The following is a 17,883-nucleotide window of genomic DNA, read 5'->3' on the forward strand; positions in this document are numbered from 1 at the left end:
GGATCTCCCGGTGGCCGGGCGCCGGCGATGGTCGTGGCCGCCGGCGGCCCGCGGATGCTGCGTCTCGCCGCGGCGACGGCCGACGTCGTCGCGCTCACCGTGCCCACGTGGGACCGTGCGACCGGCCGTCCGACCGCCGCGTCCGTCACGGCTCAGATGGACCTCGTACGCCACGCCGGCCCGCCCGGATGGCCCGCACCCGTGTTCCACCTGCAGATCCGGGACATGCCCACGGCCGCGCCCGCCGACCCGGACGCCGATTGGTGGCTCCTGGGCGGCAGTCCCGCCGAGGCCGCTGAGGCCTTGCGCCGCCGGATCGACAACGGTGTCGGCTACCTGAGCGTGTGCACGAACGACCTGCTCGCCCTGCGTCGGTTCGCCGACACCGTCCTCCCGCTGGTGATGTCATGACCTCGGTCATCGTGCTGTGCGGCGGACCCGGCACCCGGATGGGCGCGGTGTCGCGGGACCGGCAGAAGTGCCTGACTCCGTTGTGGGGAGCCCCGCTGCTGCAGCTGGTCCTCGCCCGGCTGTGCCCTGCCGTGCCCGGCCCCGACGTCCCGATCGTGTTGCTGACCGGCCACCACGGCCACCAGGTCGCCAACCTGGCCAGGCGGTGGCGTGCCCGGATCGACCCGCGGATCCGGGCCGTGGCCGAGCACGGCGCCGGCTGGGTGGGTGTCGGGCAGGCCGCACGCGACCTGCCCGACCCGGTGCTGATCGTCGCGGGCAACGTCCTGCTCGACTACGAGACCCTCATTCCCCGGATGCTCGAGGAGCATCAGCGCAGCGGCCGGCCCGTCGTGGCCGCGAGCCAGCAGTGGCGCACGAGCGGGCACTACACCCTCACCGCGACCCACGACACCGTCACCTCCTGGCACCGCGCCGCCGACACACCTACCCACCGTCGCCCCGGCCAGTACGAAGTGGTCGACACCTACCTGCTCACCGCCGAGGTCCTGGCGCTGATGCGCGCGCAGCGGCTCAGCCACACCCGCGCCCTCGGCTTCTTCGTTGCGGACGCGGCGCTAGGTTTCTGCGCGGTCCCCGGCGACTGGCTGCACGTCGAGACGCCGGCCGACCTCATCATCACCCCCGACCGAAAGGCCAGTCTGTGCCCAGCACTCCCACCGTCATCGCTATCTCCGGTCCGCCCGCCGTCGGCAAGAGCACCCTCGCCCGTGGACTCGCCACGCGGCTGAGGCTGCCGCTGCTGTCGCGCGACGCAATCAAGGAAGCCCTGTTCGACACCCTGGGCTACGACGACCGGCTGCAATCCAAGCGATTCGGAGCCGCTGCCGCCGCCGTGCTGTTCACCCAGCTCACCGACATCCTCGGCGCCGGGACGTCCTGCCTGACCGAATCGAACTTCCGCCGGACTCACTCCAGCGACGACTTCCGGCGGCTGGTGAAGGACACCGGCGCCCGCGTCGTCCAGGTGCAGCTCAGCGCCGACGGCCCGACCCTGCTCAGGCGGTTCGCCGCGCGCTCGGCCACCGCCGAACGCCATCCCGGGCACGGCGACCAGAACAACCTCGATGAATTCTCCGCCGAGCTGCTCGCCGGCGCCTACGAGCCGCTAGACGTGCCCGGCGAGGTCCTGACTATCGATGCGACCGACCCGGCCGCGGTGTCCCTCGACGACCTCGCGGCGCAGCTGGCCGCCCTGCTCGACCACCCGACACATCCACCCATCTCGCCGCCGGCCTGAGCACCACCCCCAGGCGCCGCGGCCTCGTCACGAGTGAGGAGCCGCCACCATGCATGCCCTGCAGCTGAAAGGTCCCTTCGACTTCGACCACCGAACCGATGCACCCGCTCCGCAACCGGATACCGGCCAGATCAGCGTCCGGCTGGTCGCCGCGGCGATCTGCGGGAGTGACATGCCGAAAGTCCGCTCGACCGCCGATCCCCGCAGCGGCACCACCGGGTTCCCGATCCACGAATGCGTCGGCTACGTCGCCGACGCCGACCCAACCACCGGAATGCAGCCCGGCCGCCGCGTCCTGGCGATGCCCGTGCAGGAACAGGGCCTGGCCGAGATCTACCTCGCCGAGCTCGCTGCCACCCACGCAGTGGCAGCCGATCACCTCACCGACGCCCAGGCCACGCTGATCCAGCCGATCGCCACCGTCCTGTACGCGGCCGCCAAACTCGGCACCGACCTCGCCCGACGCCGCGTCACGGTGCTGGGGCTCGGGCCGATCGGACTGCTGGCCGCCCACGTCCTGTCCCACCGCGGCGCCGTAGTCACCGGCATCGACCCCGTCCACCGCGACCCCGCCATCACCGCCGCGTTCGGCCTCACACACCACGTCCGCGACACCGCCGCAGCCTGGGCCCGCCGCGACCCCGAGCCAGCCGAGATCTGCGTGGAAACGGTCGGGCACCAGCAGCACACCCTCCGCGACGCGATCACCCTGACCGGGCACAGCGGCACCGTCCTGGCGATGGGCGTGCCCGACGAACCCGACTACGTCATCCCTTTCGAGACCCTGCTCCGCCGCAACCACACCCTCATCGGCAGCATCACCCCGACCTGGCAGGACTGGTTCGGACAGGCCGAGACCTACCTGTGCCGCCACCTCGACACCCTGGACCTGCTGCTGACCCACCACGTCGCGATCACCGACGCCGCCTCGGCCTACCAGCTCTACGACCGGCCCGCCGCTGACCGGCTCAAGGTCACCCTCACCGCCGATTGGAGCCGGTCATGACCGCCCGCCTGATGCTCATCCGGCACGGAAAGACCCACGCCAACGCCGCCGGGCTGCTCATGGGCCGCACCGACTCCCGCCTGCTGCCCGAATCCCTGCACCACGCCACCGCCCTCGGCGAATCCCTGACACTCACCGGGCCGTTCGCCGTCTACAGCAGCGACCAGCCCCGCGCCCTCACCACCGCCCACCGCATCACCCACCCCCACGGCCGGCGCCCGATCCAGGACCCGGCCCTGCGCGAACGCGACTTCGGCAGCTACACCCTCACCGCGTTCGCCGACCTGGCCCGCGACCCCGCGTGGGCGTGCGTCGACACCCACTACAGCGCCCGCCCACCCGGCGGCGAAACCCTCCTCGACGTCGAGAAACGGATCTTCGGCCGACTGCTGCACCTGCACGACACGCTGCCCCCGGAGACCACCCTGGTCGCCGTCGGCCACAGCACCTGCTGGCGCCTGGTCGAATCCGTCCTCCGCGGACGCCGACACGACCCACTCGACGAACCGATCCCGCCACCGCTGACCGTGCTGGAGCACCCCCGCGAAGCCCTGGAGGCGTTGCGTGATCGTCTCTGAGCGCGAACCCGTGCGGGCAGTGGTCTTCGACCTGTTCGGCACGCTAGTCGCCGCGCCCTCCCGCCGGGACCGCGCCGACGCAGCCACTGAACTCGCCGACGCGTTCGGCGTAGTCCCTGACGCGGTGCGTGCCGCTCTCGGGCTGTCGTGGCGCGAACGGCACCTCGGCCAGTGGGCCACCGTCAGTGCGATCGCGGCAGGGCTGGCGAAGGAATGCGGCGCGCGCACCCCGGATCTGGTGGCCGCCGAGCGGCGGATCAGGCACCGGGCGCGGCAACGCCTGCGCTGGGATCGGGCGATCCTGGCCGTGCTCGACCGCCTGGTCGACAACGGCGTGGTCGTGGCGGTGCTCTCGGATGCCTCGGCTGACATCGCCGACGCCTGGCCTCGCTGCGCACCGCCGCTACCAGCGCTCTTCAGCTGCCGGGAACACGCCGTCAAACCCGACCCGGTGCTGTACGAGCGCGTCCTCGACCGGCTCGGCATGCCGGCCACGGCAGTGGTGTACTGCGGAGACGGAGGCGGCGACGAACTCGCCGGCGCGCAGAGAGCCGGGATGACCGCAGTCGGCGTCCCGGTACGTGGCGGCCCCACCGCGGTGGCGCACCACCGCGCAGCCTGGGACGGCTTGCGCGTCGACGGAGCCGAGCACATCCCGCGGCTGCTCAGCATGCTGACCACGACGCGCTGACGGTCTGACGCGCTTACGCGACGGGGACGTCGTCCCCGTCGCGACGCGCGGCCAGAAACGTCGCCAGGTCCGCTGCACAGCGTGCCAGCAGCGCCTCATCCTGCCGACCGTGATCGAGATACCGGTGCGGCAGGGGCCGGCCAGGCCGGGGATCACCGTCCGCGTAGCGCGGGATCAGGTGCGCATGCAGATGCGGTAATCCGTTGCCCAGCACCGAGATGTTCACCGTCACCGGTCGGCATACCGCCTGCACGGCACGCGCGGCGTTCACCACGTCCAGCCAGAAACCCGCAGCCTCCGGTGCGCTCAGCTGCGTGACCTCGGCGACGTGGCGGCCCCGCCAGATGACGTGGCTGTAGCCGCGCACTTGCCCTGATCGTTGCAGGTAAGCGTCGGCGTTTCGCCCGACCAAGTACCGGACACCGAAACCGGTGTCCGGTGATCCTTGGTCGGCGCACATGCCGCAACCGTCGCCGTCACGAGCCGCGAACCACGCTGATGGCCACTCCACATCGCACAGTCAACCCGCTGACAAAACGTGCTCCGAGATCGGCTGCGCCACCGTCAGTTGGCCGGCTTCATGCGTCGCCGCAGGGGCCCGTCGGCGCCTCCTGTGAGTGTCGCGAACGCTGGGACCGTTCACTACAGCAGGAGCTGGCTGACGGGCCAGCCGAGACACTGCACCCCGTCGGCGACCAGCCGAACTAGGCGTTGCCGGGCAGGCGGTCATCCAGGAGATCAGCGGCGTGCAGGTTCAGCGCGATGGCGAGGCGCCACAGGGTCTCCAGGGAGATGTTGCCCCCGTGCTCCGCCCTGCTGATGTTGCCTCGATCCACCCCGCTGAGCGCGGCGAGCTCGGTCTGGGTCAGATCCGCTCGTCGGCGGGCGGCACGCAGACGTAGGCCCGTCGCCGCGAGGTGCTGCTCGAGCTTGTGATCGGGCGGGCCGTCGTCGCGCTGGTTCATCGCCCGGGGACCTTACCGGGGCAGACGATCATCCCCGACTTTGTCGAATATCTTGTACAAAATGTCGAAGATAACCTACATTCGATCAGGTGACGCCTTCACCACCTGCAACCGCACCCGCGTTGCTGAGTCACTGGCGCGACCTCAGCGCCCGGGCCGAGCGCCGCGGCCCGCTGGCCGTGGCCACGGACTCCACGCACGCCGGCATCGAGCTGCGGCCCGGCGTCCGCCTCATCGGTCACGGTCGCCTTGTCGCAGTCCTCGACGGGCGCGACCTCGTCGACCTCCTTGTCGAAGGTCCTCGGACCCTGCGAACCCTCATCGACGCCCTCTCCGCCGAATGGAACGCTCACTCGCCGATGGGTGGCTGGTGCCGCGAGTGCGCCAGGCCCGTGCCGTGCCCGACCCGGACACGGCTGGCCAACCTGCTGGTGGACGACCCGGGCGGTGTGGCGTGACCACCGCTCACGTCCCGCGCGCCGCGATCTTCAGCCCGGTCGCCGCCGGCGTCACGGTCGCCGTCCTCGCGCTCAACCTGAGGCCCGCGGTCACCAGCATGGGAGCGCTGCTGACCCGCATCGAGACCGCGGCCGGCCTGTCGCCACCCCTGGCCGCCACGCTGGTCGCGCTGCCGACCTGGGCGTTCGCGGTCGGTGGAGTGACGGCGTGGCGGCTGCGGGCCCGGTTCGGGATCCGCGCCGTGGTGTCCAGCGCGCTCGGCGTCCTCGCCGTCTCGCTGATCGCCCGGACCCTGCCCGGCGACGTCACGATCCTCGTCGGCACCACCGCGGCGTGCCTGGCGATCGCGGTCCTCGGCGCGCTGCTGCCGGTCATCGTCCACACCGCGACCCCCGGCTCCGCGGCCTGCTACACCGCCTGCCTCGGCGCCGGATCCGCGGTCGGCGCGCTGCTCACGCCGACCGGGGTGGCGTGGCAGATCGGGCTCGGCTGCTGGTCACTGCTCGCCGCGATCGGCCTTCTCGTCTGGCAGGGCAGCAGCCGCCACCTCGTGGCCCCGGCCGGGGCCGCCCCAGCGGTGCGCGTCAGCCCGAGGACGCTCACCCCACGCGGCACCATCGCCACCCTGACTGTCCACTTCGGACTTCTGTCGGCGGTGACATTCCTGCTGATGGGAAGACTTCCAGCGATACTGCACGCCGCCGGCCTTACCCAAGCCGAGGCCGGACACCACTTCGCCGCGGTCATGGTGCTGGGCGTCCCGGTGTCCCTCGCGGTCCCGTACCTCGCCCGCCGCGTCCGGCACACCCCGCTCGCCGTGGGATTCGCCGGAGCCAGCATCGCCGGCGTCACCGGCCTGCTGATCAGCCCCGCCACCGTCACCTGGCTCTGGACCGGGCTGCTCGGCATCGGCCTCGGCGCCCTCGCGCTCGCACTGGTCGACCTCAACCACCGCACCGCAGGCGACCCGGACACCACCGCCGCGCTGTCGTCGGTCGTCCAAGGCCTCGGCTACACCCTCGCCGGCGTCCTGGCCCTCGGCATCGGCCTGCTCGAAACCGCCACCGGCACCTGGACCTGGCCCCTGTTCTCGCTCGTCGTCGCCCTCGTCGGCCAGGCCCTCACCGGAACCACCATCGGCGACGTCCGCGCCGCCCCGACCTCACCGGAGGTCCCCCGATGACCGTGATCAAGCTCTACTGGGTCCTCCGCGCGGGCGACGCCCACGACCTCAAGGTCGGGCAGATGGTCGAAGCCGTCCGCAACGCCGATCCCGAGACGTTAGACGACGTCATCCGCGGCTGGGTCGAGCAGCTCACCGCGCAAGCCGTCCTCAGCGCCGGAACCGCGATCGCCGTCGACAACGACACCGCGACGATCCGCCAGCCCCGCCGGCCCGGGCCCGACCTGACGCTCGGCGCCGGGGACTGGATCCTCCACGCCGGTCCGCGCCTGCTCGTCGTCACCGACGACGCCTTCCGCGCGGGCTTCAGCAGCCGGTCGCGCAGCAATGCCTGAACACCCGGTTCGTCCCCACCCACCCTCGAAGGAGCACACGCGTGCGCACCGCGAAACGCACCGCCCTCACCACGGCCGTCGCAGCCGCGCTGGCCCTGACCTCCAGCTGCGGCGCACTCGGCGGGGACCAGCCCGCCGCCGTCGCGGGCAGCCAGCTGGAAACCTCCGGGCTCACGGTGTCGATCATCAGCACGGTCGACCTCGCCCCGCTCTGGGCCGCCCAGGACGCCGGCTACTTCACCGCCGAAGGCCTCAACGTCAAGATCGACGTCGCGGACTCCGGAGCCAAGACGATGACGAAGGTCATCGCCGGCGAAGCCAACATCGCTCTGACCACTTGGACGTTGCTGTTCGTCGCTCAGTCCGCGGGCGGAGCCGACTTCCGGCTGGTCGCCGACGCCACCACGGCCGCCCCGAAGAGCAACAAGATCGTCACCGTCCCCACCTCGCCGGTGAAGCACGTCGAAGACCTGCCCGGTAAGCGGATCGGGATCACCAGCAAGAACGCGGCCTCGGATGTCCTGGCCCAGTCGGTGATGCGCGACCGCGGCCTCGACAGGTCCACGGTCACGTGGGTGCCGGTGCCGCTGCCGAACATGGCCGCCGCGCTGCAGCAGGGCCAGGTCGACGCCGCGTACGTGGCGGAGCCGTTCGTCACCGACGCCGCCCAGAAGGCTGGCGCCATCCCGATCGTCGACATCGGCAGCGGCTCTACCCTGGACTTCCCGCTCACCGGCTACGCCACCACCGCCGCGTGGGCGCAGGCCAACCCCAAGACCATCGCGGCGTTCCAGCGCGCACTGATCCGGGGGACCTCCGCCGTCCGTGACGACCGCAGCCTGCTCGAACGCCTGGTCGTCAAGTACGCCAAGGTCACCGAGACCACCGCGAAACTGATGGAGCTGCCTGGCTACGGCGCGCAGCTTGACGCACGCCGCCTGCAGCGGGTGCCCGACACCCTGCACGATCTCGGCATCATCCCGTCCACCATCGACGCCAGCCGCATGATCGTTCCCCAGATCACCAGCTGATCGCCATCAGGTCACGGCCCACGACGCCATCCCCGTCGTGGGTCGTTCTTGTCTCCCTGACCAGCGCCGGATCACCGACCGTATCCGTCCTGGATGCGGCTCGTCAGGGACCGTTTCGGGTACGGGTAGCGCCACGATTCTGTGTCCCGCCTGGCCAACACTCGACGCTCGGCGGACGTGATCTACCGACGTCCTAGCTGTACTGCCCGGGGAGGTTGCGATCGTGGTGACACGTGATCAGATGATCTTGGCGTGAGGGAGGGCCTCCGGGTTCGGTGTGGATTGCGACATCTACGCCGAGCAACGGAGGCCCTCGTGACCCACGCTAACGCACCCCTGACCCCGACCGGCAGACTCCGCCTGGCCCGCTGCATCGTCGAGGACGGCTGGCCACTGCGACGAGCTGCGGAACGGTTCCAGGTCTCGGTCTCCACCGCCGCCCGGTGGGCCTGCCGTTACCGCGACCACGGTGACGCCGGCATGGCCGACCGGTCCAGCCGGCCCCGCACCAGCCCGAACCAGAATCCCACCCGGACCGAGCGGCGGGTCATCAAAGTCCGGGTCCTGCGCCGCTGGGGACCGGCCCGCATCGCCTACCTGCTCAGGCTGAACCCCTCCACGGTGCACCGGATCCTGACCCGCTACCGGCTACCTCGGCTCACCCATCTGGACCGGGCCACCTCAGCTCCGATCCGCCGCTACGAACACCCCGCACCCGGTGACCTGGTGCACGTGGACATCAAGAAGCTGGGCAACATTCCCGACGGCGGCGGCCACCGGGCTCTCGGCCGGGCCGCCGGACGCCGCAACAGCGGCAACCGTGGCCACGGCTACGCCTACCTGCACAACGCCGTCGACGATCACAGCAGGCTGGCCTACACCGAAATCCACGCCGACGAGACCCAGGAGACCGCGGTGGCGTTCTGGGTCCGGGCGCAAGCGTTCTTCGCCGGCTACGGCATCACCGTTGCCCGGGTGCTGACCGACAACGGCTCCTGCTACCGCTCACGCCTCTGGCGCGAGACCCTCACCACCGCCGGTATCACCCCGAAACGCACCCGCCCCTACCGGCCGCAAACCAACGGAAAAGTGGAACGGTTCAACCGCACCCTGCTCGAGGAATGGGCCTACGCCCAGCTCTACCGCACCGACACCGAACGCCGACAAGCGTTACCCGGCTGGCTACACACCTACAATGACCACCGCGGCCACACCGCACTCGCAGGCCACCCACCGGTCAGCCGCGTCCCCAACCTCACGGGTCAATACACCTAGCCCGGCACGTCACGAACCTCGACAACCGCCGTGAAGCAGGCGGGCGAGACCCCCGCGTCGGCGAACAGAGTCTCCAAGAAGATCCTCTGCGCCGCCTCGTCGTGCCGCGCGCGCGACGCCCGCAACATCGCGTCCCGCAGGTCCCTCAGGCGCGATTCAAGGTCGCCGAACTCCGGCTCGCGGTGTTCGGGGCGGATTCGAAACACGGTCATACCCAACAAGACGATCCGGGGCGCCCCAATGCGCGCCCGGGTTCGTTTATCACCCTCTCGGGGCAACACCCTTGATCAGCCAGTCGCCAGCGGAGCGACTTGTCCTGCGCCGCGCAGGTGTTGTCTGAGCAGAGGCGCGACTGCCGAGGGGTCAGCGGCGGGGACGCTTGGTCGTCGCACGCTGCAGCGGATAGCCGATCTCGTATCGGTCGGCACGCAACACCATCTCGTTGACCTCGCACACCCGCCCCGCGTCACTGCGCGCGATCCGCAGCAGCCGCAGCACCGGCGTACCGGGCGCCAGCGTCCACAAAGCGCGCTCGCGCGCCGAGGGTGGACGTGCCCCGAGACGCTCCTCCCACGCCAGGGGGCCGAGACCGTGATCTTCCATTCGGTCGTAAATCCCACCTGGACCAGTGTCAGCGACGCCGAGAACGGGAAGCTCGTCGACCAGCCACGGCGGCAAGTAGCTAAGGGACACGTGGTGGACCTCGCCCGTCTCGGCATCGCCCATCACCCGATCGCGGACGACGACAGCCTGCCCGGGCTCGGCCTCCAGCAGGCCGGCGAGATCGGTCGGCGGCAGCGCGGACCGCACAATCGGCTTCTCGACCGCGACCCAGCTCTGCGCCGTCAGGTCGAAGAAGTAGCCGCGCTCGTCACGGAAGACCCTGCGCTCACGCACGATCAGCTCCCGCGCCGGCGCCGCCAGCACGACCGTGCCGCGACGACGTACCGGCTCGACCAAGCCCTCCTCAGCCAGCAGCCGAATGGCGTTCTGCACCGTCTGCTTCGACACCCCGTAACGCTGGGTGAGGTCAGTCAAGGTCGGCAGCGTGCTCCCGGGCGGGTACGTGCCGTCGACGATGCCGTTGCGCAACTCCTGCGCGATCGCCGTGTATGCCGGCGTCTCGGCCACCCGTACCGCCCCTTTCGCAAGCCTCAATTGTACTAGGACTATTGCGTCGCAGCTAGAGGCATGCAATCCTCAAAGTACTAGTACTAACTCTGGGTGTTCGCCCGGACGGATCCGCGCAGTCATGTCTTCTACCACGCCACAGGGGAGTCAGCCGTGTCCAGCGCCATATTGACCGCCGATACCTCAGCCGAAGCCCCGATCCAGCAGCACCGTCCCGGATCCCGCTCTCCCTTCCGGTACCGCCCCGCCGCGAAACTCGTCGACGCCGAACTTCTCACCCGTGTCCGCGCCGGCATCACCGAGGACTACGGCGTGCTGTTCGAGCGCCATCACGCCGCCGCGCGGGCCCAGGCCCGCCAGCTGACCACATCCAGCCTGGAAGCCGACGACCTAGTCGCCGAGGCGTTCGCGAAGACTCTCAAGATCATTCACGGCGGCGGCGGACCCACTCGCTCGTTCCGCGCCTACCTGTTCACGACGCTGCGGCACATCGCCTACACCGAAACCCGCCGCGCCCGCAGGCTCGTGCTCACCGACAGCGTCGAGGCGACCGCGATCGACGCGGACGTTCCCCAGGTGATCGCCCAACCGTTCCAGGACACCGCCGTAGCCCGCCTCGAGCACACCCTGGCCGCACTCGCCTTCGCCCGCCTGCCCTGCCGCTGGCAGGAAGTACTGTGGCGCACCGAAATCCGGGGACTGACGGCGGCGTCAGTCGCGGCGGGCATGCACCTCTCACCCAACGCGGTCTCCGCCTTGGCGTACCGGGCCCGCGAAGGTCTGCGCCAGGCGTACCTCCAGGCACACGTCACCGAAGACACCCGACGCGCCGACGCGTGCCGGCTGGCGGTCGAGAGGCTCGGCGCATGGACCCGCGGAGCGCTCAACAACCGCGAGACCGCCCAGGTCGACGACCACCTTGCCAACTGCCGCCGCTGCCGCGCCGTCGCCACCGAACTTCGCCACGAACTCCGCGCATGACGTGGGCCTCCTGTGGCGACAGAAGGCCCAGCCGACCTACCTTGCCTCCACACTTGACGTGTCTCGACCACTGCGTGTCCCGTGCCGAAGACTGCCTACTTCCTGGACACGTAACCACGCAACCGCGGAATAGGGCGCGCGGTAAGCAAGGTCCGCATCCGCGCTCCCGCAAGGGAAACGAGAAGGTCATGGCCAGTGACGCGTGCGGGCTTGTCGAGCCGAATCCACGGAGGTTTGCGCTGGTCCGCTTTCGCCGCCGGGTGCGGTCCTCGTCGGTGCGGCTACCCGCGCCGAGGCGGGCCGGTCACAGAGTCTGCCAGGTCAGACCATTGCGCCGGGCGCCGTCCGAGGCCACGAAGTCGTGCAAGGCCTGGCGAACTGCCGCCAGAGACACTTCGGCGGCGCTCAGGATTTCCCGATCGTGATTTTGATAGTCGTAGACCACCGGTTCCGGTGTCGTCGCCCCGCTGGCGCCGATAACGCTTCCGTCCGGCCCCGCGTAACCAACGAACCCACGCACCGAACGCACGCCGATCCCAGAATCGCCCAACGGTCGCTCGCCGCGGCGAGCGACCTCAGCTATCACGCCGAGCTCGCCGTCGGTCGACTCGGAAACCATGCGGTTCACCAACTCATCCACCTGGGAAGGCTTACGCAACGGCAGCGGCTCGGCCTCGCCCGGGTCGTACCAGGCTTCTATCTCCACCACGGTGTGGTGCCTCCCTTGCAGACCTTCTTGAAGCCGTCAGTCCCGTATACCGTCAGTGTGCTGCTCGGCGGAAGCACCAATCCCAGCAGTCGAAATTGGCAGTCAAACCCGTATCCGCGTTGCCCGTAACACCGAGATCCGGGTTCACGTTGAGCCCTCAGGAGGCGCCTGGAGCCAGGCTCCAACTTCTCACTGCCAGACCTGATCGCCACGGCGCACAGTCAGAGTTCCGGTGCGGCGGAGCAAATGACGACGCGGTCGGCGGAAGAAGACCACTGCGGGCGCGAGCGGTGCGGTTGCAGCGGCGGCGCTGGCGGCGACCGGCCAATCCGGGAACCACAGCACCGGGGTGACGGCGAGCACCGACGCAGCTGGGAGCAACTGCACCGACCCGCCGGGCCACCCGAGTGGCTGTCAGAGTGGGCCGTCTTGCTCCGTCCAGGCCACCACAGAGGGGCGAGCACCGCCCGACGCCAGGAACTCGTGAGCGGCCTTCCTAGCCAGCTCTACGGGGATCTCGGCATCCGCCGGGTACTCCCGGGGGTTGTTCATGTAGTAGTAGACGACCTCCTCGCCGTGCACAGATGCGAACGTGCCGCCTTTCGAGCACGCCCCGTTCGGCGCGTCGTCGCCCACGTAGCGCAGGCTCGCGCGGTCGCCGTGCAAGCCCACTTCCAGCCAAGACTTGTCCGGGTCTCCGTCGGTGTACAGCTCGGCGAGAGTCGGCCCGTCCGTGGCGGCCACGGCGTCCAGGACTCGGTCAAGTTCGGCCGGGGTAGTGACCCTGGTCGCACCTGCGTCGCGCTCGTACCAAACTTCGATCATGAAGTCTTCCGCCTGCCTAAGTAGGTCGAACCGGTCGGCTGCCCGTCCGGCATCGTTCCGTACACCGTGAGCGTGCTGCCCTCGGGCAGGATTTTAGGTAACAGCGTGTCGCACCCGAACGGCCCTTGGCACACCTGGTTGTTGACGGCAACTGTCGCGTGCTTTACGCCGTTGTTGCTCATGTGAACGGCGAGCTTCACTTCGACGTCGGCAGTGGTGTTCGGCATCCGGCGCGCACCCTGGCTCTTGAAGAACTCGACGGCGGCGGTCTCCATTTCGTCTCGCCCGCTCTTGATGTGTCCGGTGGGGCCGTTGCCCGATCCGGCGACCCACTGACCGTGCGTTTTCGTGCCGTCTCGTGGCTGAACGGGCGGCGGAAGTGCTCGTCTAAGTGCGGCTACTCGTGCCTCCGGCACGGGGGTGGGTGCCGTGCTCGCGGGCGTTGTGGTGTGCGCTCCAGGCCGGCCGCCGTCCGGTCTGCCCTGGCCATGGGGGTTGCCCTGTGCTTCGGTCGGGCTCTGCCCCTTGCCGATGCGGTCCAGATACCTGCGGAGCCCTTCGGCGGTCGCCCCGATGGCCTGCGCCTGTCGCTCGACCTCGGCCCCCGCCTGGCGGTACACGCCCGGCAGGTCGGCAATAGCACTTCCGGCAGTCTGCTGGGCCATGGTGGCAACCGTGTCGGCGAAGCCCTGTGCCGCGTGTAGCGCCGTCTGCCGGGCGGCGTCGATGGCCGCGATACCCGCGCTCACAGCGTTGGCGACGTCGTCTAGGTCGCTCACGGGCAAGACCGCAGGAACAACTTATTTACTCCGTGCCCGCAGCGGTCAGCGGCACGCGCGCAAGCTCCCGCCACTCGTATCGCTTCTGATCCCGGTTCAGCTCGATCAGGCTCACTGCCTGGACGGGAAGCGTGTACACCCGATCAGACAGCCCGAGCGCCCGCATCCGATCTTCGAGCTGTGAGATACGGGCAACACCGTTCGAGTAAGCAACGGTGAGGTGCGGCGTGTACGCTTGGCCTCGCTCCGGGGTTTTCTCCACGCCCCATACGTCGGAGATCGCATCTTGGATGGCCAATCGAACGCCGACAAGCGCGCCCGAGTCTCGCGTACCTAGTTGTATGGTTTCTTCATCGACGTAGGGCGGACCAACCGTAAGCGTCGTCGCTGGATGAGCGGCCAGTTTCGCGCTCGCGGCGGAACTAATCTGTTCGAGATCCGAGCGAGAAACTTCGTCCGTGAATCCGACTCCCTGGACTGTGATGTGGAGGCCATCGCTGCCGACTTCGTCCATACTCGGGATCTCCGCAATGAGTGGAGCAAAATCGCTAGCAAGTGCAACGGCCGGATTGGACTCAGCGAAGGTCACGTGCCACGTGTAGAACGAGCGCCCCAACTTCCAGCCTGGGCGCCACCACCAGTGGTCAACCGTCAGCCCTGATTTTACCGACATTGCCAGCTCTCCCGAATTGGTCAGTTGGACAACTGCTTAAGTGCAGAGTCGGGGCGGAAGTCAGCCGACAAGCTCCTAATGTCAGCGAGCTCCGGCGAGCTATCCTCAATGGAACGGCTCAACTTTGCGATTTCGCCGACACGCTGCACAAGTGGTCCGACGCGGTGCTGGGAGGACGTTAGCCAGATCTGTTCCATCTCGTCCAGCGCGAGGTCGAAGTTTCCCAGCAGAAGGTGTGATTTAACCACCTGACATCGAACCATTCGTTCGGAGCCTCTGTTTCGCGAATCTTTCGCAGTCCGCTGAAATTCGGCTAGTGCACGTGCCGAGTAACCAAGAGAGGTTTCCGCTTCATTCTGCGCCAAGTATGCATCCGACCAAAAACCGCCCGCGCGGCCAAGCGAGCATTGGAACGGTCCAAGCATGCCCGATGTACCTTCAAAGTCGGCGGCCCCATCATCTGCCGCCTCTACAGCAATACGCAAGGCTAAACGAGAGGACTCAATGCGCCCGCCGCGAGCAAGGTCTAACGCATGTGCACTTGAAAGAAAAAGCTTTGCGCTGTCTGACTCCGCATACTGCAAGCCCTTTTCGGCGTATTCCGCTGCACGTTCATACTCTTCTTGCCAGAAACAAGCGGTGTGCTGTGTTGCACGCACCCATGCACGCAGCGATTTTTCATCCGCACGCTCCGCGCATGCCCACGCGGCGCGTAAATGCTTCTCTGCAAATTCAGGGTCACCAAGATCTACCGTCATCCAACCAAGAAGTGCAAGCGACCAACCTGCCGCACTGTATAAATCACGACTCGCAGACGGCGACCTGTGACCACTGCTCAGCAACTCAAGAGCACGGTCGCGGATGGCTTTTACTCGGAGAAACAAAGGAACAGTCGAGACCTTCAAATACTCCGCAGAGATCTTCCGGAGATCATCGTGGAGTTGCTCGATTGTCAAGGCTCCCGCGTCTTGACGCTCAATCCATTGGAGAATTTCGCTCGACTCATCGGCGGCACTCATGAGCAGACCTCCCGAGTAACGCTCCGCGCCTGGCACCCGAACCAACGTCGCGGAAGCAACGATACCCGGGTTCGGCGCCGACGCCTCGGTGTACGGGCTGCCGTACAGCAGCTCCGCGAGGTAGTCCGATGTGACGTTGAGCTGGAGCGCCAAGGCGGCGAAGTGCTCAGGATGCGGATCGAAACGCCCGACCTCCCAGTTTCGGACAGTCTGAGGCGACACACCCAGGGCGAAGGCAAGGGTCTCTTGCGTGAAACCTGCGGCCTTCCGTACCTGCTGGAGCCGGTGCCGTCTACCCGCCATCGTCACTCCATCGCCTGACCTCGCGGACTAGTTTTCGCAGGTCAAGCCTACCAGCTTATGGATCACTTATGGTTCGCTAACGGTCCGCTATCTGGTGCGAAGCCGCCGCCCCGTTCAAGGTCATCTGCGGTGTTCGGGGCGGTGGCTGCGTTGAATCTCGACAGCGCAGCTCATGGCCTACCAGGTCCTGGCCGTGCCAGTACCGCCACTGGTCGCCCCGATCACCCCTAGGACGACCAGCGTCAAGGCAGGAACCATGACGGCGATACTCGATCAAGCGGAACCGGCGGCCGTGCCGGTGCCACGGGCGTACGGCTATATGCGGGTCCCGCCCGACATACCAGACAACAAAGTGCAGCGACTTGAGCGTCGAGTGACGAACTACGCCGAGACGAAGGGACCCCACTTCGCGCAGTCCACTTTTGAATTTCACAGCGGCTCACATAAGGCGTTTGACGAACTCGTTGCAGAACTGGTTCGCATTGATGCACGGTTCGTCGTAGTGCCAAGTCTTCGACAACTAGCGCAGAACGACTTTCTTCAGAGCCAGATGTTGGAGCAGCCGAGTTGCACGATGAATGTGAGGAGCTCACGATGACAGTGAACTTCGAAACACTGACAACGCTGCTGCCGATCACTTTCACCGCTCTGTTCGCCATCGCTCTTGCAGGCGGGCTGGCCCAGCAATGGGCCACCGGCCGAAAGCAGCAGGCAGCCGTGAAAGGTAGGCCGAACACCACTCCGCGCGGGGTGCACCTCGACAACTCGGGACGTGACGCCCAATGACCACGCCTATCGCGAGCCCGTTCGCGTTCCTCTGGGAGGAGCCAGCCATCGAGCCGTTCACGACCCTGCTGCGACGCCGATGGGACTTCCTCCCCATATTTGACAGCAACGGGCTGCTCGAGCGGTTCACTGCCTCGTTAACGTGGGACGTGGACGGCTTCGTTGACGCGCTCCGTGTAAAAAGCGAGAGCGATGCCGCCGCCATCCGCGTGGACCACGCCGGCGGGAAGGTGTGGGAACGCGACGGGGATGCCCTCGACGTCCTGCACCAGCTGGTTGACCTGCCTGCCCCCAGTTCCCCGCTCGCGCCCCGCCTCGTGATCGGCTCGGCTCCGCGGATGTGGACACCGTGAGGTCCCTGTGGGCGCGGCGACGCGCGCGACGGCAGCTCGCCATCGTCCGTGCACAACGAGAGCTCGTCGCACTCCCCGACATCGACTGGCACAACCCGGACTCCGAGCAGAAGGCTCGCCAGAGACTTCACGAGGTCGCGGCAGCCATCGACGGTGCGCTGAAAGCGGTCCGTGCAACCTCGGATGAGGCGCGCGCGTTGAAGTACGCCCAGGCGTGGATGACCGCATGGCTGCAGGGCTGGGAAGACCGGAACCTCATCCCCGCAACCCACGCCGCCTCGATGTACCAACGTCTCGTGGACGCCATGCACGCAGCTTCGCTCCGGCTGGCGCCCGACGAGCACGCCGAGACGCCGCCTGATCCTGACGAACCACCGACCAGACCGCTGGAACACACCGATGACTGACGCCCAACGGCGACCACCCGTGTTCGACAAGCCAGGCACACCGCCGATCACACTGCTCGCCCTGATCACCGACGCCTACACCGACGCGCTAATCCGACTGGCCTACGCCGAGCGCGACCAGCACGACTGGACCTCATACCGCAAGCTCGGCCACGACCTGATCGGGGTCGGAGCACGGGTCATCATGCACGCCTACGCCCGTCGCGAGCAGCCAGCCGTCGATGACCCGCGCGCCGTCGCGGCGGAAGCAGTCCGGGAGTTGCGAACCACGCTGCGACTCGCCGAGCAGGTAGCCGGAAACCCGGTGAACGCGGACTCAGTGGCCCAGGACGTCGAAGCGCTCGCTGAGGACTGCGCACAGACCGCCGCGCTGCTGTACTGCATCTCCGCCGGAGAGTCCCCGACAGCGATCGCCGAAATCAATCGGCTCGGCCCCGACCACGACACTGTCACCAATGTCGAGGACGGCGCCGGGCATCCGGGCGGTGAACCACAGTGAACGCCGAGAGCAAACAAGCCGAACAGCAATACCCACATGACGGGCGATCTGCGCCCACATCCAGCCGGCCGACCGCGACCGTCTTGCGATCTCCCTCCACCAACCACCCACGCATCCACGCCCTCCACGCCGCCACTTTCGACGCCACCGGCGTGTGCGCACCCGCCTGCGGATCAGTCGAGTC

Annotated in this window: 25 protein-coding genes; 16 read left to right on the plus strand and 9 right to left on the minus strand. The window is 68.1% G+C overall.

From position 1 onward, the window contains the following. The 6 genes from ACWEVN_RS19865 to ACWEVN_RS19890 all read left to right on the plus strand — a co-directional run. A partial coding sequence (locus ACWEVN_RS19865) for a hypothetical protein (RefSeq protein ID WP_452052211.1) occupies positions 1 to 411 on the plus strand: 411 nt, incomplete at its 5' end. Continuing rightward, the gene (locus ACWEVN_RS19870; RefSeq protein WP_452052212.1) at positions 408 to 1,202 is read left to right on the plus strand and encodes a nucleotidyltransferase family protein; all 795 of its coding nucleotides are present in this window, start codon (positions 408 to 410) and stop codon (positions 1,200 to 1,202) included. The genes ACWEVN_RS19865 and ACWEVN_RS19870, both read left to right, overlap by 4 nt. Continuing rightward, the gene (locus ACWEVN_RS19875) at positions 1,115 to 1,711 is read left to right on the plus strand and encodes an AAA family ATPase (protein WP_452052213.1); all 597 of its coding nucleotides are present in this window, start codon (positions 1,115 to 1,117) and stop codon (positions 1,709 to 1,711) included. Before ACWEVN_RS19870 ends, ACWEVN_RS19875 begins: the two co-directional genes overlap by 88 nt. A 49-nt stretch (positions 1,712 to 1,760) precedes the next feature. Next, the gene (locus tag ACWEVN_RS19880; protein WP_452052214.1) at positions 1,761 to 2,717 is read left to right on the plus strand and encodes a zinc-binding dehydrogenase; all 957 of its coding nucleotides are present in this window, start codon (positions 1,761 to 1,763) and stop codon (positions 2,715 to 2,717) included. Further along, a complete protein-coding gene (locus ACWEVN_RS19885) occupies positions 2,714 to 3,295 on the plus strand; it encodes a histidine phosphatase family protein (protein ID WP_452052215.1) in 582 nt (193 codons plus the stop codon). Before ACWEVN_RS19880 ends, ACWEVN_RS19885 begins: the two co-directional genes overlap by 4 nt. Then, complete coding sequence (locus ACWEVN_RS19890) at positions 3,282 to 3,986, plus strand: HAD family hydrolase (RefSeq protein ID WP_452052216.1); 705 nt, start codon at positions 3,282 to 3,284, stop codon at positions 3,984 to 3,986. Before ACWEVN_RS19885 ends, ACWEVN_RS19890 begins: the two co-directional genes overlap by 14 nt. 13 nt (positions 3,987 to 3,999) lie before the next feature. Here ACWEVN_RS19890 and ACWEVN_RS19895 read toward each other — a convergent pair whose 3' ends face one another. Both ACWEVN_RS19895 and ACWEVN_RS19900 read right to left on the minus strand, forming a co-directional pair. Continuing rightward, on the minus strand, positions 4,000 to 4,446 hold the full coding sequence (locus ACWEVN_RS19895; RefSeq protein ID WP_452052217.1) for an HIT family protein: 447 nt from the start codon (positions 4,444 to 4,446) through the stop codon (positions 4,000 to 4,002). A 244-nt stretch (positions 4,447 to 4,690) separates the two neighbouring features. Next, complete coding sequence (locus tag ACWEVN_RS19900; RefSeq protein WP_285458316.1) at positions 4,691 to 4,951, minus strand: helix-turn-helix domain-containing protein; 261 nt, start codon at positions 4,949 to 4,951, stop codon at positions 4,691 to 4,693. Between the two features lie 89 nt (positions 4,952 to 5,040). Here ACWEVN_RS19900 and ACWEVN_RS19905 point away from each other — a divergent pair, with 89 nt between their 5' ends. From ACWEVN_RS19905 to ACWEVN_RS19925, 5 genes are all read left to right on the plus strand, one after another. Further along, positions 5,041 to 5,409: a hypothetical protein gene (locus tag ACWEVN_RS19905; protein WP_452052218.1), complete on the plus strand. Its 369-nt coding sequence runs from the start codon at positions 5,041 to 5,043 to the stop codon at positions 5,407 to 5,409. Next, positions 5,406 to 6,593, plus strand: coding sequence for an MFS transporter (locus tag ACWEVN_RS19910; RefSeq protein ID WP_452052219.1), 1,188 nt, complete (start codon positions 5,406 to 5,408; stop codon positions 6,591 to 6,593). Before ACWEVN_RS19905 ends, ACWEVN_RS19910 begins: the two co-directional genes overlap by 4 nt. Further along, positions 6,590 to 6,928, plus strand: a complete 339-nt coding sequence (locus ACWEVN_RS19915; protein WP_452052220.1) for a hypothetical protein — start codon at positions 6,590 to 6,592, stop codon at positions 6,926 to 6,928. The genes ACWEVN_RS19910 and ACWEVN_RS19915 overlap by 4 nt, the downstream gene beginning before the upstream one ends. A gap of 41 nt (positions 6,929 to 6,969) precedes the next feature. Then, positions 6,970 to 7,959 carry an ABC transporter substrate-binding protein gene (locus tag ACWEVN_RS19920; RefSeq protein ID WP_452052221.1) on the plus strand — a complete coding sequence of 330 codons (990 nt, stop codon included), beginning with the start codon at positions 6,970 to 6,972 and terminating at the stop codon, positions 7,957 to 7,959. 315 nt (positions 7,960 to 8,274) lie between these two features. Then, entirely contained in the window at positions 8,275 to 9,234 is a 960-nt protein-coding gene (locus tag ACWEVN_RS19925; RefSeq protein ID WP_452052222.1) for an IS481 family transposase, read from the plus strand. Here ACWEVN_RS19925 and ACWEVN_RS19930 read toward each other — a convergent pair. After that, entirely contained in the window at positions 9,231 to 9,446 is a 216-nt protein-coding gene (locus ACWEVN_RS19930) for a hypothetical protein (protein WP_452052223.1), read from the minus strand. The two genes, ACWEVN_RS19925 and ACWEVN_RS19930, sit on opposite strands and share 4 nt — an antisense overlap. 151 nt (positions 9,447 to 9,597) lie before the next feature. Next, positions 9,598 to 10,365, minus strand: coding sequence for a GntR family transcriptional regulator (locus tag ACWEVN_RS19935; protein ID WP_452052224.1), 768 nt, complete (start codon positions 10,363 to 10,365; stop codon positions 9,598 to 9,600). A gap of 153 nt (positions 10,366 to 10,518) precedes the next feature. On the opposite strand from ACWEVN_RS19935, the gene ACWEVN_RS19940 reads away from it, so the two are divergent. After that, positions 10,519 to 11,346: a sigma-70 family RNA polymerase sigma factor gene (locus ACWEVN_RS19940; protein ID WP_452052225.1), complete on the plus strand. Its 828-nt coding sequence runs from the start codon at positions 10,519 to 10,521 to the stop codon at positions 11,344 to 11,346. 304 nt (positions 11,347 to 11,650) lie between these two features. Here the strand turns inward: ACWEVN_RS19940 and ACWEVN_RS19945 are convergent, their stop codons facing one another. The 5 genes from ACWEVN_RS19945 to ACWEVN_RS19965 all read right to left on the minus strand — a co-directional run bounded on the left by ACWEVN_RS19945 (position 11,651) and on the right by ACWEVN_RS19965 (position 15,654). Next, complete coding sequence (locus ACWEVN_RS19945; RefSeq protein ID WP_452052226.1) at positions 11,651 to 12,055, minus strand: Imm1 family immunity protein; 405 nt, start codon at positions 12,053 to 12,055, stop codon at positions 11,651 to 11,653. A 414-nt stretch (positions 12,056 to 12,469) separates the two neighbouring features. Then, positions 12,470 to 12,880 carry an Imm1 family immunity protein gene (locus tag ACWEVN_RS19950; RefSeq protein ID WP_452052227.1) on the minus strand — a complete coding sequence of 137 codons (411 nt, stop codon included), beginning with the start codon at positions 12,878 to 12,880 and terminating at the stop codon, positions 12,470 to 12,472. Further along, positions 12,877 to 13,659 carry a DddA-like double-stranded DNA deaminase toxin gene (locus tag ACWEVN_RS19955; RefSeq protein WP_452052228.1) on the minus strand — a complete coding sequence of 261 codons (783 nt, stop codon included), beginning with the start codon at positions 13,657 to 13,659 and terminating at the stop codon, positions 12,877 to 12,879. Before ACWEVN_RS19955 ends, ACWEVN_RS19950 begins: the two co-directional genes overlap by 4 nt. Positions 13,660 to 13,684: 25 nt before the next feature. Continuing rightward, on the minus strand, positions 13,685 to 14,248 hold the full coding sequence (locus tag ACWEVN_RS19960; RefSeq protein WP_452052229.1) for a 2'-5' RNA ligase family protein: 564 nt from the start codon (positions 14,246 to 14,248) through the stop codon (positions 13,685 to 13,687). A 104-nt stretch (positions 14,249 to 14,352) separates the two neighbouring features. Continuing rightward, on the minus strand, positions 14,353 to 15,654 hold the full coding sequence (locus tag ACWEVN_RS19965) for a helix-turn-helix transcriptional regulator (protein ID WP_452052230.1): 1,302 nt from the start codon (positions 15,652 to 15,654) through the stop codon (positions 14,353 to 14,355). 594 nt (positions 15,655 to 16,248) lie between these two features. On the opposite strand from ACWEVN_RS19965, the gene ACWEVN_RS19970 reads away from it, so the two are divergent. Genes ACWEVN_RS19970 through ACWEVN_RS19985 form a run of 4 tightly spaced genes read left to right on the plus strand, consistent with a single transcriptional unit; the run spans position 16,249 to position 17,699 of the window. Next, positions 16,249 to 16,440: a hypothetical protein gene (locus tag ACWEVN_RS19970; protein WP_452052231.1), complete on the plus strand. Its 192-nt coding sequence runs from the start codon at positions 16,249 to 16,251 to the stop codon at positions 16,438 to 16,440. Then, the gene (locus ACWEVN_RS19975) at positions 16,437 to 16,793 is read left to right on the plus strand and encodes a hypothetical protein (protein WP_452052232.1); all 357 of its coding nucleotides are present in this window, start codon (positions 16,437 to 16,439) and stop codon (positions 16,791 to 16,793) included. The genes ACWEVN_RS19970 and ACWEVN_RS19975 overlap by 4 nt, the downstream gene beginning before the upstream one ends. After that, positions 16,790 to 17,200 (plus strand): hypothetical protein, encoded by a 411-nt coding sequence (locus ACWEVN_RS19980; RefSeq protein WP_452052233.1) that lies wholly within the window; start codon positions 16,790 to 16,792, stop codon positions 17,198 to 17,200. The genes ACWEVN_RS19975 and ACWEVN_RS19980 overlap by 4 nt, the downstream gene beginning before the upstream one ends. Further along, positions 17,193 to 17,699 carry a hypothetical protein gene (locus ACWEVN_RS19985; protein WP_452052234.1) on the plus strand — a complete coding sequence of 169 codons (507 nt, stop codon included), beginning with the start codon at positions 17,193 to 17,195 and terminating at the stop codon, positions 17,697 to 17,699. Before ACWEVN_RS19980 ends, ACWEVN_RS19985 begins: the two co-directional genes overlap by 8 nt. The last annotated feature ends 184 nt before the right edge of the window (positions 17,700 to 17,883 follow it).

It is taken from the genome of Amycolatopsis sp. NPDC003861, assembly GCF_053605405.1.